This window comes from Lentzea sp. NPDC004789 (assembly GCF_053601075.1).
The window spans coordinates 441,754-455,628 of record NZ_JBSGBE010000002.1 but is presented as its reverse complement, the minus strand read 5'-3'; the positions used below and the strand labels follow the sequence as shown (position 1 = coordinate 455,628).

Below are 13,875 nucleotides of genomic sequence, written 5' to 3'. Positions count from 1 at the left end.
GTTGACAGCCGCAGTGGTCTGGTGCTGTGATGCAACCCACAACAGATAGGAAACCTTCTTAACTAAAGTGCCGCCGCACCCTGCTGTCCCACACACAGGAGGCACTCTGTGACCAGATCCCTGTTCCTGGTCCTACCGGCCGCGTTGGCGCTCGCGGTCCCGGCCGTCGCGATCGCCGCCCCCGTCCAGTACCAGGCCGAGAGCGCGACCATCGCGAACGGCGTCGTCGAGTCCAACCACGCCGGCTTCACCGGCACCGGCTTCGTCAACTACGACAACGAGATCGGCAGCTCGGTCGAGTTCACCGTGACCTCGCCCAGCGCGGGCCAGGCGACGCTGTCGTTCCGGTTCGCCAACGGCACCACGGCCAACCGCCCGATGGACATCTCGGTGAACGGCTCGCTGGCGGCGGACGAGCTCTCGTTCCCCGGCACGGGCGCGTGGACCACGTGGCAGACCCGCACCACCACCGTGACCCTGGCGGCGGGCACCAACAAGATCAAAACAGTCGCGACGACGGCCAACGGCGGCCCGAACCTCGACCGCCTCGACGTGGAACCCCCGTCGGGCCCGCCGGACACGGTCGCCCCCACCGTGCCGGGCAACCTGCGCTCCACCGGTTCCACGTCGTCGTCGGTGTCCTTGGCGTGGGACGCGTCCACGGACAACGTGGGCGTGACCGGCTACGTGCTGTCCAACGGCTCCGTCACGACGGGCACCACCCACACCGTCACGGGCCTGACGCCGGACACCGCGTACACCTTCACCGTGCAGGCCCGCGACGCGGCGGGGAACCTCTCCGCCCCGTCCAGCCCGGTGTCGGTGCGCACGCAGCCGGGCACGCCCGGCGGCACGCGGCCGCACGACATCAACGGCCTGCTGCGGGTGTGCGGCGTGCAGCTGTGCAACCAGTACGGAAAGCCCATCCAGTTGCGCGGCATGAGCACGCACGGCCTGCAGTGGTACGCGCAGTGCATCAAGCCCGCCTCGTGGGACGCACTGGTGGACGACTGGGGCGGCGACTTCATCCGCACCGCGCTCTACGTCCAGGAAGGCGGGTACGAGACCAACCCGCGCAAGTTCACCGACCTGGTCCACGGCCTCATCGAGGAAGCGACCCGCCGCGGCATCTACGTCCTGGTCGACTGGCACCAGCTCTCGCCGGGCGACCCGAACTACAACCTGTCGCGCGCCAAGACCTTCTTCACCGAGATCGCCACGCGCCACAAGGACAAGACCAACATCATCTACGACATCGCGAACGAGCCGAACGAGGTCTCGTGGGCGAAGGTCAAGTCCTACGCGGAGCAGATGGTCCCGGTCATCCGCAACATCGACCCGGACAGCCTGATCGTCTCGGGCACGCACGGCTGGTCGACCTTCGGCCACTCCGACGGCGAGGACCCGTCGGTCGTGCTGAACAACAAGGTCAACGCGACCAACTTCATGTACTCCTTCCACTTCTACGCCAACTCGCACAAGCAGGACTACATCGACGTCCTGGACCGCGTGTCCTCGGCGGTTCCGGTGTTCGTGACCGAGTTCGGCACCCAGACCGCCTCCGGCGACGGCGCGAACGACTTCACGACGTCGCAGAAGTACATCGACCTGATGGCCCGCAAGAAGATCTCCTGGGCCAACTGGAACTTCTCCGACGACGAGCGGTCGGGCGCGGTGTTCAAGACCGGCACCTGCGCCGGGAACAACTTCAGCGGCACCAGCGTGCTGAAGCCGGCCGGGGTGTGGGTGCGGGAGCGGATGCGCACGCCGGACGACTTCCCCACCAGCTGACCTGAGGACGCACGAGCAACGGTCCCGCCGCCGCGGGTGGCGGGACCGTTCGCGTGTTCGAGGCGGCAGGCTTGCCGCCCTGCGTTTCCGGTGGGCTCGCGGCAGCGCTTCCGCCGCTTCCCGGCGCTCCCGCTGTTCCGGCGTGTCCCGCTGTGTCCAGCTGTTCCGGCGCGTCCGGCTGTTTCCCGCTGTCCGGCCGCTTGTCGCTGCTTCCGGCCGCTCCCGGTGCGCGCAGCGCCTCTCGTCGGTTCTCGCCGCCTCCCGCCGCTTCCCGGTACCGGCGGCGCCGCCGCCGGCGCCGCCGGCGCCGCCGCTTGCGCCGCCTCCTGGTGCTCGCCGCCGCTTCCCCCGGCGCTTCCCCCCGCGCTTCCAGGTGCCCGCGGCGCAGCGCGGCAGGCGCTCCGCACCTTCGCCATTTCTGTCGGTGCGGACCGCTATCCTGTTTCTTGCCGGTGGTGACGACCCCTCATCCGGGAGGCAGGCCGCTCACCGCCCTTGATTCTCGCTACCGGCTCTCTCCTGGCGCGGATGCGCGTACCACCCGAACCAGCAGAAAGCCGGTCAGGCCCCGGTGGCCGGCCAGGTGTGCACGGGCTCGTTGGCGTGCATGAGCTCCACATAGGACCTGAGCATGGCCCGCAGCGCGTCGGCGCGGTCCAGGTGCGTGTGGTCGTAGTGCCGGTGGAACTCGCGCGCCTGCCAGGTCGCGCCGTTCACGCCGGTCAGGCAGCGCTGCTCGATGACACCCAGCAACCGGTCCCGTTCCGCCGAGTCCACACCCCAGCGGATCAGACCCTCGTGCGCCAGCGGAAGGAGGCGGCGAAGCACCAACTCCACCACGGGCACGGTGCCGACACCGGGCCAGTACATCTGCGCGTCCATGCCGTTGCGGGAGGCGGCGTTGAAGTTCTCCTCGGCGGCCTGGAAGCTCATCTGCGACCACAGTGGACGCTCGTCCTCGGCCAGCGCGCGAACCAGGCCGAAGTAGAGCGCCGCGTTCGCCAGCGTGTCGACGATGGTGGGGCCCGCGGGCAGCACCCGGTTCTCGACGCGCAGGTGAGGCCTGTCCCGCACCACGTCGTACACGGGGCGGTTCCAGCGGTAGATGGTGCCGTTGTGCAGCTTCAGCTCGCTGAGAGCCGGCGTGTCGCCGTGGTCGAGCACGGCGAGCGGGTCCTCCTCGTCGCAGATGGGCAGCAACGCGGGGAAGTACCGGACGTTCTCCTCGAACAGGTCGAAGATCGAGTTGATCCACCGCTCGCCGAACCACACCCGCGGCCGCACGCCCTGTGCCTTGAGCTCGTCGCCGCGGGTGTCGGTGGCCTGCTGGAACAACGCGATGCGGGTCTCGCGCCACAGCTCCTTGCCGAGGAAGAACGGCGAGTTCGCGCCCACCGCGACCTGGACGCCGGCGATGGCCTGGGCGGCGTTCCAGTAGGCGGGGAACTGCTCGGGCGAGACCTGCAGGTGCAGCTGCGTGCTGGTGCAGGCCGCCTCGGGCACGATCGAGCTCGCGGTGAGGTGCAGCCGTTCCACGCCGTCGATGGAGATCTGCAGGTCCTCGCCCCGCGCGGCCAGCACCTGCTCGTTGAGCAGCGCGTAGCGCGGGTTGCTCGACAGCTGGTCCGGCGTCACGTGCTTGCTGCGCAACGTCGGCAGGATGCCGTTGATGACCATGTGCGCGCCGATCTCGCGCGCCTTCTGCTCGGCGGAGTTCAGCGACCGGCGGACCGTCTCCTCGAACGAGGTGATGCCGCCGCCCGCGAGCCGTCGCGGTGCCACGTTGATCTCGATGTTCCACTGGCCGAGCTCGGTCACGAAGTCGGGGTCGTCGATGACCTCGAGCGCCTCGTGGTTCTTCATCGCCGGGTCGCCGTGCTCGTCGATGAGGTTGATCTCGATCTCGAGGCCGGTCATCGGCCTCTCGAAGTCGAACCTCGCCTCACGCAGCATCCTGGCGAACACGTCGAGGCACCGGCGCACCTTGGTGCGGTACCGCGTGCGGTCCTCGCGCGTGAACTCGTGCTTCGCGACGTCCTCGCCCATGGTGGCCTCCCGGCGGTCGAGGGTTCACCCCATCACTGTGCACCATGGTTGATCAATCCGACACCCGTGTGTCGCCCGCGTTTCAGGAAGCGGGAACGGCGATGGCGGTGATCACGATGTCACCCTGCACGAGCCAGCGGCCGTGGAACCCGGCGATCGGGGTGTCCGGCAGCAGGATGCGCGAGTGGAAGGTGCCGTCGGCGTTCAGCGTGATGTCGGCGTCCTCGAAGCCCAGCCACCGCTGCGTGACCGGGTACCAGGCCTTGTAGGTCGACTCCTTCGCGCTGAACAGCAGCCGGTCCCAGCAGATCTTCGGGTCGTCGACCTTCAGCCCGGGCATGCGCCGGATCTCCGCCGGGATCGCGATGGCCTCCAGCACCCCGTTGGGCGCGGGACCGTGCGGCTCGGCGTCGATGCCGATCGTCTGGTAGTCGCTCTTCAGCGCCAGTGCGGCGGCCCGGTAGCCGGCGCAGTGGGTGAGGCTGCCGACGAGCTCCGGCGGCCACTGCGGCTCCCGCTTCGGGCCGGGCAGGATCGCCACCGGCTCGACACCGAGGCGCTTCATGGCCTCACGGGCGCACCACCGCGCCGTGCCGAACTCGAACTTCCGCTTCGGGACGGCGTTGGCCAGCAGCGCCTCCTCCTCGGGGAAGAGCTCGACCGGCAGTTCGTCGTCGTAGCGCTCCACCGCCGCGATGGGCGGGGGGAGAAGCTGTTCCAGCACCTATGACTCCCGCAGCACGTCGTGCAGCTTCACCTGGGTGGTGCCGCGTGGTTTCCACTCGCGCGGGTAGCCGAGCGAGACCTCGTCGAAGCGCACGCCGTCGTAGTGCGTCGTGCGAGGGATGTGCAGGTGGCCGTAGACCATCTCGACCGCGTTGAAGCGCCGGTGCCAGTCGGCGGTCAGCGTGGTGCCGCACCACAGCGCGAACTCGGGGTAGCGCAGCACGAACGTGGGGTCGCGGACGAGCGGGTAGTGGTTGATCAGCACGGTCGGCCCGGTGACGCGGGCGAGCCGCTCCTCGGTCTCCCGCACGCGCGCCTGGCACCACGCCTCGCGGGACGGGTAGGGGTCCGGGTGCAGGAAGTACTCGTCCGTGCACACCACGCCGGCCTCGTGCGCGATGGCGAGAGCCGACTTCACGTCCGTGGCACCGTGCGGTCGAAAGGAGTAGTCGTAACCGAGGAACAGTGGACAGACGGTGACCGGACCTCCGGAGCCCTCGAAGACCAGGTACGGGTCTTCCGGCGTGACCACGTCCAGGCTCCGGCACAGCTCGACGAGCTGCTTGTAGCGCATCTCCCCGCGGGCCTGGTTCTCGTCGTCCTTCGTGGTCCAGAGCTCGTGGTTGCCCGGCGACCAGATGACCTTCCCGAAGCGGGGCCGCAGGGTCCGCAGCGTCCACTCGACGTCGGCGAACCGCTCGCCGATGTCCCCGGCGACGATCAGCCAGTCGTCCTGGTCGGGTGACGCGATCGCCTCCACCACCTGTCGGTTGTCCTGGTAGGAGACGTGCAGGTCGCTGGTGGCCAAGAGCTTCACGGTTCGAACGGTATCTCGAACGTCAACGACCGGATCATTACCGCCCGGTGGGGTGCGCGCTGTGAGAGGTCTGCACCACCCGGTAGTGGGACGGATGCCACGACCGGTTATCCGTTCGTCGCAGACAGTGCGCCACTCGTCTCAACAGGGAGAGCCGCGCATCGCCGCCCTGCGCCCGCTCATCGCCTTTTATGGCCTACGTACTTACCGGTTTTCTGGCCGCCTTCCTACTGTGAGCGCTGTCACCTGACGGAAAAGTCCTGGCGGAGGACCACACCATGACCGACTCACAGTTCGCACGGACCCCGGACCCGCGACTCGCGCGGCAGGTCCCGCCCCGTCAAGTGCCCCAGCGGCCCGTCCCTCCACGTCAGGCCGCGGTCGGCCAGGTGCCGACCCGCTACGGCCAGCCCGTGGACCCGCGCCTGGCGGCCAACCCCTCGTTCCGCCGCACGGTCGGCGCCGAGATCGCCCGCCACGCCCAGCAGCACGCGGCCTACGCCGTCCCGCAGCGCCGCACCACGGCCGAGGACACCGCCCTGGCCACCCTGCTCCGCTCCCGTCAGCGCGCCGAGTCCGCCCGCCAGGACCCGCGGCCCGCCGACCCCGCGCCGCGCCAGGACGCCTGGATGCGCGCCTCGGCCTGGCCGGAGCACACGTGCGAGACCGGCCGCGGTGACGTCATCGACCAGCTCTCGGCACGCCTGGTCAGCCCGAACCTCTGGGCCGTGGTCGAGCCGCTGATCCCGCCGGCCAAGGTGCGCCGCCAGGGCGGTGGCCGCGGCCGCGTCTGCAACCGCGCGGTCTTCACCGCCATCGTCTTCGTGCTCTCCTCGGGCTGCGCGTGGCGGCACCTGCCCGCGTCGTTCGGCGTGACCGTGCCGACCGTGCACCGCCGCTTCCAGGAGTGGACCGACCTGGGCCTGTGGGTGCGCCTGCGCCGGGCCGCGGCCGAGGGCGCGTGCGGCACCGAGGAGCTCGACTGGATCCGCGCGGTGCTCGACGCCGCCGACCGCCGTGCCGCGAAGGCCGCCAGCTGACGCACAGAACTTGAACCGGGGCCGCCGCGAGGAAGGGTGGCCCCGGTTTTTCGTGCGCATTGCTCACGATCTACCGCTCATCGCGCGGAAGACCGCTCATCGCCGGACGAGCGGTCCGGCGGAACGGCTCACATCCCGTTGATGCCCGCGTGGTACTTCGGCACCCGCACGGTGATCTTCGTGCCCAGCCCGCACGCCGTCTCCACCACGAGCCCGTACTCGTCGCCGTACACCCGCCGCAGCCGTTCGTCGATGTTGCCGAGCCCGATGCCCGCCGACTCGTCCACCTGCCCGGCGAGCGTGCGGCGCAGCTTGTCGGGGTCCATGCCGATGCCGTCGTCCTCGATGGTGATCTGGGCCTCGGCGCCGCTGTCGTTGGCGTGGATCTGGATGTGGCCCGGCTCGACCTTGCCCTCCATGCCGTGCCGGACGGCGTTCTCCACCAACGGCTGCAGGCACAGGAACGGCACCGTCACCGGCAGCACCTCCGGCGCCACCTGCAGGGTCACCTTCAGCCGCTCACCGAACCGCGCGCGTTCCAGGGCCAGGTACTGGTCGATGGACCGCAGCTCCTCGGCCAGGGTCGTGAAGTCGCCGTGGCGGCGGAACGAGTAGCGCGTGAAGTCCGCGAAGTCGAGCAGCAACGTCCGCGCGCGTTCCGGGTTGGTCCGCACGTAGGAAGCGATGGCGGACAACGAGTTGTAGATGAAGTGCGGCGAGATCTGCGCGCGCAGGGCACGCACCTCCGCCTCCACCAGCCGGGTCCGCGACCGGTCCAGCTCGGCCAGTTCGAGCTGTCCGGCGGCCCAGCGCGCCACCTGGTTCGTCGCGCGCACGAGGCCTGCCGACGCCTCGCGCGAGTAGGCCGCGAGCGTGCCGACCACGCGCCCCTCCACCGTCAGCGGTGCGACGACCGCGCAGTTGATCGGGCAGTTCGGTTCGGTGCAGCCGATGTCGAACGCCTGGGTGCGGCCGGTCAGGAACACGTCCTCGGCCTGGGTCATCGCGTCGGCCGCGTGGTGCTCGGACACCCCTTCCCACGCAACGACTTCAGTCTCGTCGGTCAGCGCCAGCGCCGGGGTGTCGAGCAGGGTGCGCAGGTGCCGTGCGGACTTCTTGGCCGCGTCCGGCACCAGGCCGGCGCGCAGGGGAGGGGCCGCCGACCACGCGGTGTGCAGCGTTTCGTAGGTGACGCGCTGGGCCTCGGTCGACAGCGACTGCTTGTTGCGCGTGCCCCGCCACAGCACGAGCACGGCGGCTCCGCCCACGACGAGGATCGCGGCGGCGGTGAGGAAGTCCTGCATCTCGCGTCACCCTCTAGCTTCGCTCGTCGGACGAGGACGGGCCGGAGCCGTCCAGCCCGAGGTTCTCGGGCGCGTGCAGCTTCACCATCGCCCGCTGCACGCCAGGAGGCACGTGCCGCGGCGTGAGCAGGGAGACGACGTACATCACCGCGAAGCCGAGCGGCACCGTCCACGCGGCAGGACGCGAGAGCAGCACCTCGTACCAGGAGTCGTCGGCGTCGCTGAACATCGTGACCAGGCCGGCGGTGAGCGCCGGGACGCCACCGGCGAGCATGCCCGCGATGGCGCCGATGGTCGTGATCCGCGTCGACCAGATCCCCAGCATCAGCAACGGGCACAGCGACGAGGCCGCCACCGCGAACGCCAGGCCGACCATGTCCGCGACGGGCATGCCGGTCGACACGAACGTCATCGCGAGCGGCACGATGCCCGCGAGCACCGTGGAGATCCGGAACCCGCGCACGCCGCCCAGCCGCAGCACGTCCTGCGACAGCACGCCCGCCAGCGACACGACCAGGCCCGACGACGTCGACAGGAACGCCGCGAACGCGCCACCGGCCACCAGCGCGCCGAGCAGCTGGCCGCCGATCCCGTCGATCATCCGCGTCGGCAGCACCAGCACCACGGCGTCGGTCTGCCCGGTCATCAGCAGCTCGGGCGTGTAGAGGCGGCCCAGCGCGCCGTAGATCGGCGGCATCAGGTAGAACACCGACAGCAGGCCGAGCACGATCAACGTGGTGCGGCGCGCGGCGGTGCCGTTCGGGTTGGTGTAGAAGCGCACGATCACGTGCGGCAGTCCCATGGTGCCCAGGAACGTCGCGATGATGAGCGAGTAGACGCCGTACAACGGGAACTTCTGGCCGCTGGACTCCGGCAGCGCCCACGTGGCGTTGGTGTTGTGCTCCATTGTGGACACGTGCGGCACGGGGGCGCCCTGCGGGAACGTGAATTCCGAGCCCTGCCCGATGCGGTGGTAGCCGCTGGTCAGCACCAGACCCGCGTTCTCGATGCGCAGGCCGTCGATCTCGCCGCTGCCCTTGATGAAGATGGACTGCTCGGCGTGGATCGCGGTCTGGTGGCCGAACGCGACCTTCGTGTCCTGCCGGAACACCGGGAACTCCGGCTTGGTCATCGACTCCGCGCCGTGCACCTGCCAGACGACGATCAGGAACACGATCGGCACGGTGATCGCGGTGAGCTTGAGCCAGTACTGGAACGCCTGCACGAACGTGATCGACCGCATGCCGCCGGACATCACGTTGACGGTCACCACGAGCGTGACGATCAGCGCGCCCACCCAGTCCGGCGCGCCCGTCACGGTGTTCAGCGTCAGGCCCGCACCTTCCAGCTGCGGCAACAGGTACAGCCAGCCGATCGCGAGCGCCAGGATCGACGCGACCGCGCGCACCACCCGCGAGCGGAAGCGGGCCTCGGCGAAGTCCGGCAGCGTGTAGGCGCCCGAGCGCCGCAGGGGAGCGGCGACCATCGTCAGCAGCACCAGGTACCCGGCCGTGTAGCCGACCGGGAACCACAGCATGTCCGGCCCGTAGGCGAAGATCAGCCCGGCGATGCCGACGAACGACGCGGCCGACAGGTACTCGCCGCCGATCGCGGAAGCGTTCCACCACGGGGAGACCGTGCGCGAGGCTACGTAGAAGTCCGACGTGGTGCGGGAGACCCGCAGTCCGTAGGTGCCGACCAGGATCGTGCCCAGTGCGACGACCAGCACCGCCACGATGGCGTACCCGCTCGTCATGGACGTTCGACCAGCTCCGCGAACTCGCGTTCACTGCGCTCGGCCTGCCGCACGTAGAACCAGCCGGCCAGCAGGAGCATCGGGAACGTCGCCACGCACAGCAGGAACCACGGCAGCCCGAGCCCGAGCACCCGCGCCTTGCCCAGGTCGGGTTCGATCGAGAACAACAGCGGCAGCACGCCGAGACTTCCGCACACCACCAGGCACACCGACAAACCCAGCCGCCGTTGCGCGCGGATCAGCGTGCGCATGTACACCGCGCCGAGCTCGCTCTGCTCGTTGATCTCCCGCGTGCCCGAGTACGGGCGACGGGCACGCGGTGCCCTCGTCCGCGGGCTCGTCACCACCACGCGCTGGGTCGGCTTCGGCGCCGGTCCGCTCTGCGCCGGACCGTCCTGGGGTGGCGGGGTCGTCACGACCCGAGCCCGTTCCTGGGCTGCGCGACACCGGCGATCGTCGTCTGACCGGACACCGGAGCCGGCCGGGCCCGCCGCACGAGCAGCTGCCGCAGGTGCCTCGCGTGCCGGCGGCTGACCGGCAGCACCGCGCCGCCGATCGTGACGCTGAGGTGGCCGTCCTCCAGCCGCAGCTCGTCGATGTGACCGAGCGACACCAGGTGGCTGCGGTGGATGCGCACGAATCCCGCGCTGCGCCAGCGTTCTTCGAGACCGTTCAGCGCCGCGCGCACGAGACCGCTGCCGGTCGCGGTGTGCAGGCGGGCGTAGTCGCCGTGCGCCTCCACGTACCGGATGTCGGCGAGGCGGATGAACCGCGTGACGCCGCCGAGCTCGACGGGGATGACCTCGTCGCCCATCTCCGGTGGCGTGGCGTTCGAGGGCTGCGCGGGCGCGGGGGCGGCGGGTTCGGCGGGGGTCTTGGAGTCCCAGACCTCGTGCACGATGCGGTGCACGGACTCGGCGAGCCGTTCCTGGCGCACCGGCTTGAGCAGGTAGTCGAGTGCCTTGAGCTCGAACGCCTCCACCGCGGGCTGCTGGTGCGCGGTCACGAACACGACGGGCGGCGGCTGCGCGAACCGGGAGAGCACGCGGGCGAGGTCGAGACCGTCGAGGCCCGGCATGCGGATGTCGAGGAACACCGCGTCCAGCGGCTGCCCGGCGTCCATCGCGCGGTGCAGCACCCGAAGCGCCTTGGTGGCGTCGGTGACCGCTTCCACGTGGGCGATGCGCGGATCGGAGCGCAACAGGTACACGAGGTCTTCCAGCGCGGGTGCCTCGTCGTCGACGGCGAGCACCCGCAGGGAGCGCTCGAGGCTGCCACGTCGATCCGGCCCCTCGCAGAGGGGGCAGGGCAGACCTGAGGTCATTCGAGATCGAGTCCAAACTGTGTACGGCCGATCCTCACGTGGCGGCGATTAGACCACGCTCGGTCATCGCGCGCCTGGTGAGCCGAGGGCGTCGGATACGCGATCATGCACCCTCACGGAGGGTGACCCGCCGCGGGGGTCCGCATACACGGAGCGCGCATGCCGCCACCCCCTCAGCCCCCGGCGAACCCCGATCGGGCGCATCATCCGCCAGGCGGAGGAGGTGCGGAAACCCTCCGATCGGGTGTGTCTCGGAGGGCAGACGAAAAGCGGTGTCACGCAGCGTGCTGTTGCCTGGTCAGATTCGCGGCACGAGTGCGGTCGCGCCGGGTCGGCTCAGGGGTGCCGCACTGCTCGCGGCTGGGCCGCCAGCGCGTCACCCAGCGTGATCTCCAGCTCGATGAACGACTCCTCGGCGCGGCGGGCGGCGACGCTCACCGACGCGGCCGCGGCCGGTCCGACGAGCCTGCGGGTGGGCGCGCGCAACGCCTGGATCGCCTCGGACCACTGGTTCGAGAGCTTCGCGAGACCGCTCAGCGTGTCGACGAGGTCGTCGGTGTTGTCCGGCGGTGACGCGATGATCTCCGCCAGCCGGTCGCGCAAAGCGTCCAGTGCCGGGTCCACGATTCCTCCCGTCGGGGAGACAATTACCCCCACTGAGCAACACCATATCTTGACCGCAGTGGTCCAGCGCAATGATGTTGCCCCAGCGGGAGCACCCGGTCAATCGCACCTCCATTCCGTCTCAACAGGCGGTGTCTCAACTGGCGCGCTCTTATGGCGGCGGACTGAAATGAACTGGTTTCGGCGTTCGGTCCGCGGCGGCCGGCCCGGTGTCGGTTCTACGTGCCTGGTAGGCCAGGTGGCGCCTGGGGTGTTGGGCCGAATCGGTGTGTCCTGGGTCGCATGAATCCCGGCATTGCGTTCCCGGCCGAGCTACTTCTCGCCGGACGTATTAACTCTTTTGCTGCAGTGCGGTGCCGCCGGTGCGGGCGTTCGTGCCGCAAGTTCAGTCGTTCGGGTTCATACAGGATTTTCGAATCACCGCGGGTGGCGCAGCAGGCGCACGCCGAGCAGCTCCAGTCGTGCCGTGCCACCGGTGTCGATCAGCAGAACGTCGCACTCGGCGTGCCCGCCGTGCACTCGTCCGGCGGACAGCGCGGCCGTCGCGGTCCCGGAAAGGAGTCCCGTGCGGTGCACGCGGACCTCGCGCACGCTTTTCGCGACCGCGGCGCCGCCGAACTCCTCGCTCGCCCACTTCGCGGCGAGGCGCAGGCATTCGTCCGTCGCGGCAGGGTCGGTGCGGCCGTGCTCCACCGGCCAGCCGAGAGCCCGGGTGCCACGGACGGTGACACGTGAAGCTTTTTCGGGACGGGACGGCGGGTGCGGCGCGGCGACCAAAGCCCTGCCGTGCGTGAGATTCGAGACGAGCGCGAGCCGCTTTCCCTGACAGCGCACGGTGATCGGACCGGTTCCGGTACCGGGATCGCGCAGCAGCGACACCTCGCGCAGTCCGGTCGCGCCGGACGCGGCGACGAACCACTCGATCAGCCACGAGAGCGGGCTGTGGGACTCGTCGGTGAGCGGGCTCGGCCGGACCTCGGCGCGGAAGTCGTGCTGAGTCGGCGCCGGAACCAGGTGGATCGCGCCCCTGGCGGTGACCGCGCTGACGAGTGCCTCGCCGTCCGCGACGACCGTCGACCAGCCGCGCGTGGCCGCGAGGCACGTCAGCGTCTCGTTGGTCATCGCGGCCGCGCGGTCGTCCGGTGCCCCCAGGACGACGCACACCTCGGCCACGGGATCGGTCGCGGTGGCGTCGAGAGCGGCTTCGAGCGCGGACAGCGGGGTCGTGGCGGCGTGGTGGACGATCCCGGTGATCGGCCCCCACTCGGCGCGCACGGCGTCGAGCCGCTCCGGGCGCGTGACGCGGAGATCGCCGGTGTGGTTGAGGATCGCGCGTTTCACGACAGTGCTGTCGCGGACGCTCAGTAGGACGATCTTCGGTTTGAGCTCGCGGGCGAGCGTGAGGAGCTCGGGGAAGGCCGAGGTCGCGACGACGACGGCGGGGCCGGTGCCGTCCGGGACCGGCAGGTGCGCCGGCACGGTGATCAGCTGGTGCCGGACGTCGCCGGCGTAGCCCACGGCTTCGTCGGCGCCACCGTGGAGCAGCTCGGTGGTGATGTGCTCGGCCGTGCGCGGGCCGCGGGGGACGTCGAGCGCGCGGATCGTGCTGCCGGGCCATTCGGTGGTGAGGTGCCGGGCCAGTCCGGCCAGGCCGCCCGCCTGTGCCCGGGTCGTGCCGCTGCGTCCGAAGCCGCCGCCGGTGTCCTGCACGGTGACGAAGAGCCGTCGCTGCTCGCGGGCGGCGTGCAGGGCCTCGGCGTGCACGCCGGTGACGTCGTCGCGCAGCCCGCCGAGGAAGATCACGCCCGTCGCGCCGTGCGGGACCTCGTCGACCACGGTCGCCGCCAAACCTTGTGCGGCAAGGGATGCGCGGATCTCGTGCGCGGTGCCGCGACCGTCGTCGGTGATCACGAGCGTGCCGTCCAGGTCCGCGGTGCGCAGTCCGGGCGGGGTGCGTGCCACTGTCCTTCGCACGTGCCGGGTCCGGTGCGGGCGGCCCTCGACCGCGGCCTGCAGCTCGCCGAGCGTGCGGAGGCCGAGGACGTCCGCGACGGTGATCTCCGGCAGGCCCGGCACGCGGGCGCGCAGCGCGGCGAGCAATTCGACCCTGGCGAGTGAGTCGAGGCGCAGATCGGTGGTGAGGTCGAGTTCTGCCGTGAGAAGTGCGGCCGGCCATCCCGTTCTCGCGGACACGAGTTCCAGCAGCACGTTGCTCACCCCATTCCCCGGCTTTGTGCCCAGGACGGTACCGCAACGGTAACGTGCATTGTGGTCTCAGTTGGTGACCGTCTCGACAGGACGTTTACCCAGCTCAGTGCCGCGCATCAGGGATTTTCTCGAATGTTCACGTTCACTTTTGTCAAGAAACTTGTCTCGTTGTGACAGTAATTGCTCTCTTCGGGTACTGCGGGGTTCCGTTGCCGAGCCGGGCGTTGCTACGTTTCCGC

Annotated in this window: 10 protein-coding genes and 1 pseudogene; 2 read left to right on the top strand and 9 right to left on the bottom strand. The window is 70.1% G+C overall.

Going from position 1 to position 13,875, the window contains the following annotated elements; translation table 11 throughout:
• Nucleotides 1–108 precede the first annotated feature (108 nt).
• Nucleotides 109–1,791, top strand: a complete 1,683-nt coding sequence (locus ACWEIJ_RS06295) for a cellulase family glycosylhydrolase (protein WP_449836100.1) — start codon at nt 109–111, stop codon at nt 1,789–1,791.
• Between the two features lie 561 nt (nt 1,792–2,352).
• Here ACWEIJ_RS06295 and ACWEIJ_RS06290 read toward each other — a convergent pair.
• From ACWEIJ_RS06290 to ACWEIJ_RS06280, 3 genes are all read right to left on the bottom strand, one after another.
• Nucleotides 2,353–3,837 (bottom strand): glutamate--cysteine ligase, encoded by a 1,485-nt coding sequence (locus ACWEIJ_RS06290; RefSeq protein WP_449836099.1) that lies wholly within the window; start codon nt 3,835–3,837, stop codon nt 2,353–2,355.
• Nucleotides 3,838–3,919: 82 nt separating this feature from the next.
• Nucleotides 3,920–4,561, bottom strand: coding sequence for a 4'-phosphopantetheinyl transferase family protein (locus ACWEIJ_RS06285; RefSeq protein ID WP_449836098.1), 642 nt, complete (start codon nt 4,559–4,561; stop codon nt 3,920–3,922).
• Nucleotides 4,562–5,380 (bottom strand): metallophosphoesterase family protein, encoded by an 819-nt coding sequence (locus ACWEIJ_RS06280; RefSeq protein ID WP_449836097.1) that lies wholly within the window; start codon nt 5,378–5,380, stop codon nt 4,562–4,564.
• A 629-nt stretch (nt 5,381–6,009) separates the two neighbouring features.
• Between ACWEIJ_RS06280 and ACWEIJ_RS06275 the strand changes: the two are divergent.
• Nucleotides 6,010–6,417: pseudogene (locus tag ACWEIJ_RS06275) on the top strand (transposase); the annotation flags it as partial.
• Nucleotides 6,418–6,548: 131 nt separating this feature from the next.
• Here ACWEIJ_RS06275 and ACWEIJ_RS06270 read toward each other — a convergent pair.
• The 6 genes from ACWEIJ_RS06270 to ACWEIJ_RS06245 all read right to left on the bottom strand — a co-directional run bounded on the left by ACWEIJ_RS06270 (nt 6,549) and on the right by ACWEIJ_RS06245 (nt 13,645).
• Nucleotides 6,549–7,724 (bottom strand): sensor histidine kinase, encoded by a 1,176-nt coding sequence (locus tag ACWEIJ_RS06270; RefSeq protein WP_449836096.1) that lies wholly within the window; start codon nt 7,722–7,724, stop codon nt 6,549–6,551.
• A 13-nt stretch (nt 7,725–7,737) separates the two neighbouring features.
• A complete protein-coding gene (locus ACWEIJ_RS06265; protein ID WP_449836095.1) occupies nt 7,738–9,480 on the bottom strand; it encodes a sodium/solute symporter in 1,743 nt (580 codons plus the stop codon).
• Nucleotides 9,477–9,896, bottom strand: coding sequence for a hypothetical protein (locus ACWEIJ_RS06260; protein ID WP_449836094.1), 420 nt, complete (start codon nt 9,894–9,896; stop codon nt 9,477–9,479). Before ACWEIJ_RS06260 ends, ACWEIJ_RS06265 begins: the two co-directional genes overlap by 4 nt.
• Nucleotides 9,893–10,804 (bottom strand): LytR/AlgR family response regulator transcription factor, encoded by a 912-nt coding sequence (locus ACWEIJ_RS06255; protein WP_449836093.1) that lies wholly within the window; start codon nt 10,802–10,804, stop codon nt 9,893–9,895. Before ACWEIJ_RS06255 ends, ACWEIJ_RS06260 begins: the two co-directional genes overlap by 4 nt.
• Before the next feature lie 336 nt (nt 10,805–11,140).
• The gene (locus tag ACWEIJ_RS06250; protein ID WP_449836092.1) at nt 11,141–11,428 is read right to left on the bottom strand and encodes a hypothetical protein; all 288 of its coding nucleotides are present in this window, start codon (nt 11,426–11,428) and stop codon (nt 11,141–11,143) included.
• A 417-nt stretch (nt 11,429–11,845) separates the two neighbouring features.
• Nucleotides 11,846–13,645: a phosphopantetheine-binding protein gene (locus ACWEIJ_RS06245; RefSeq protein ID WP_449836091.1), complete on the bottom strand. Its 1,800-nt coding sequence runs from the start codon at nt 13,643–13,645 to the stop codon at nt 11,846–11,848.
• Nucleotides 13,646–13,875: the final 230 nt, after the last annotated feature.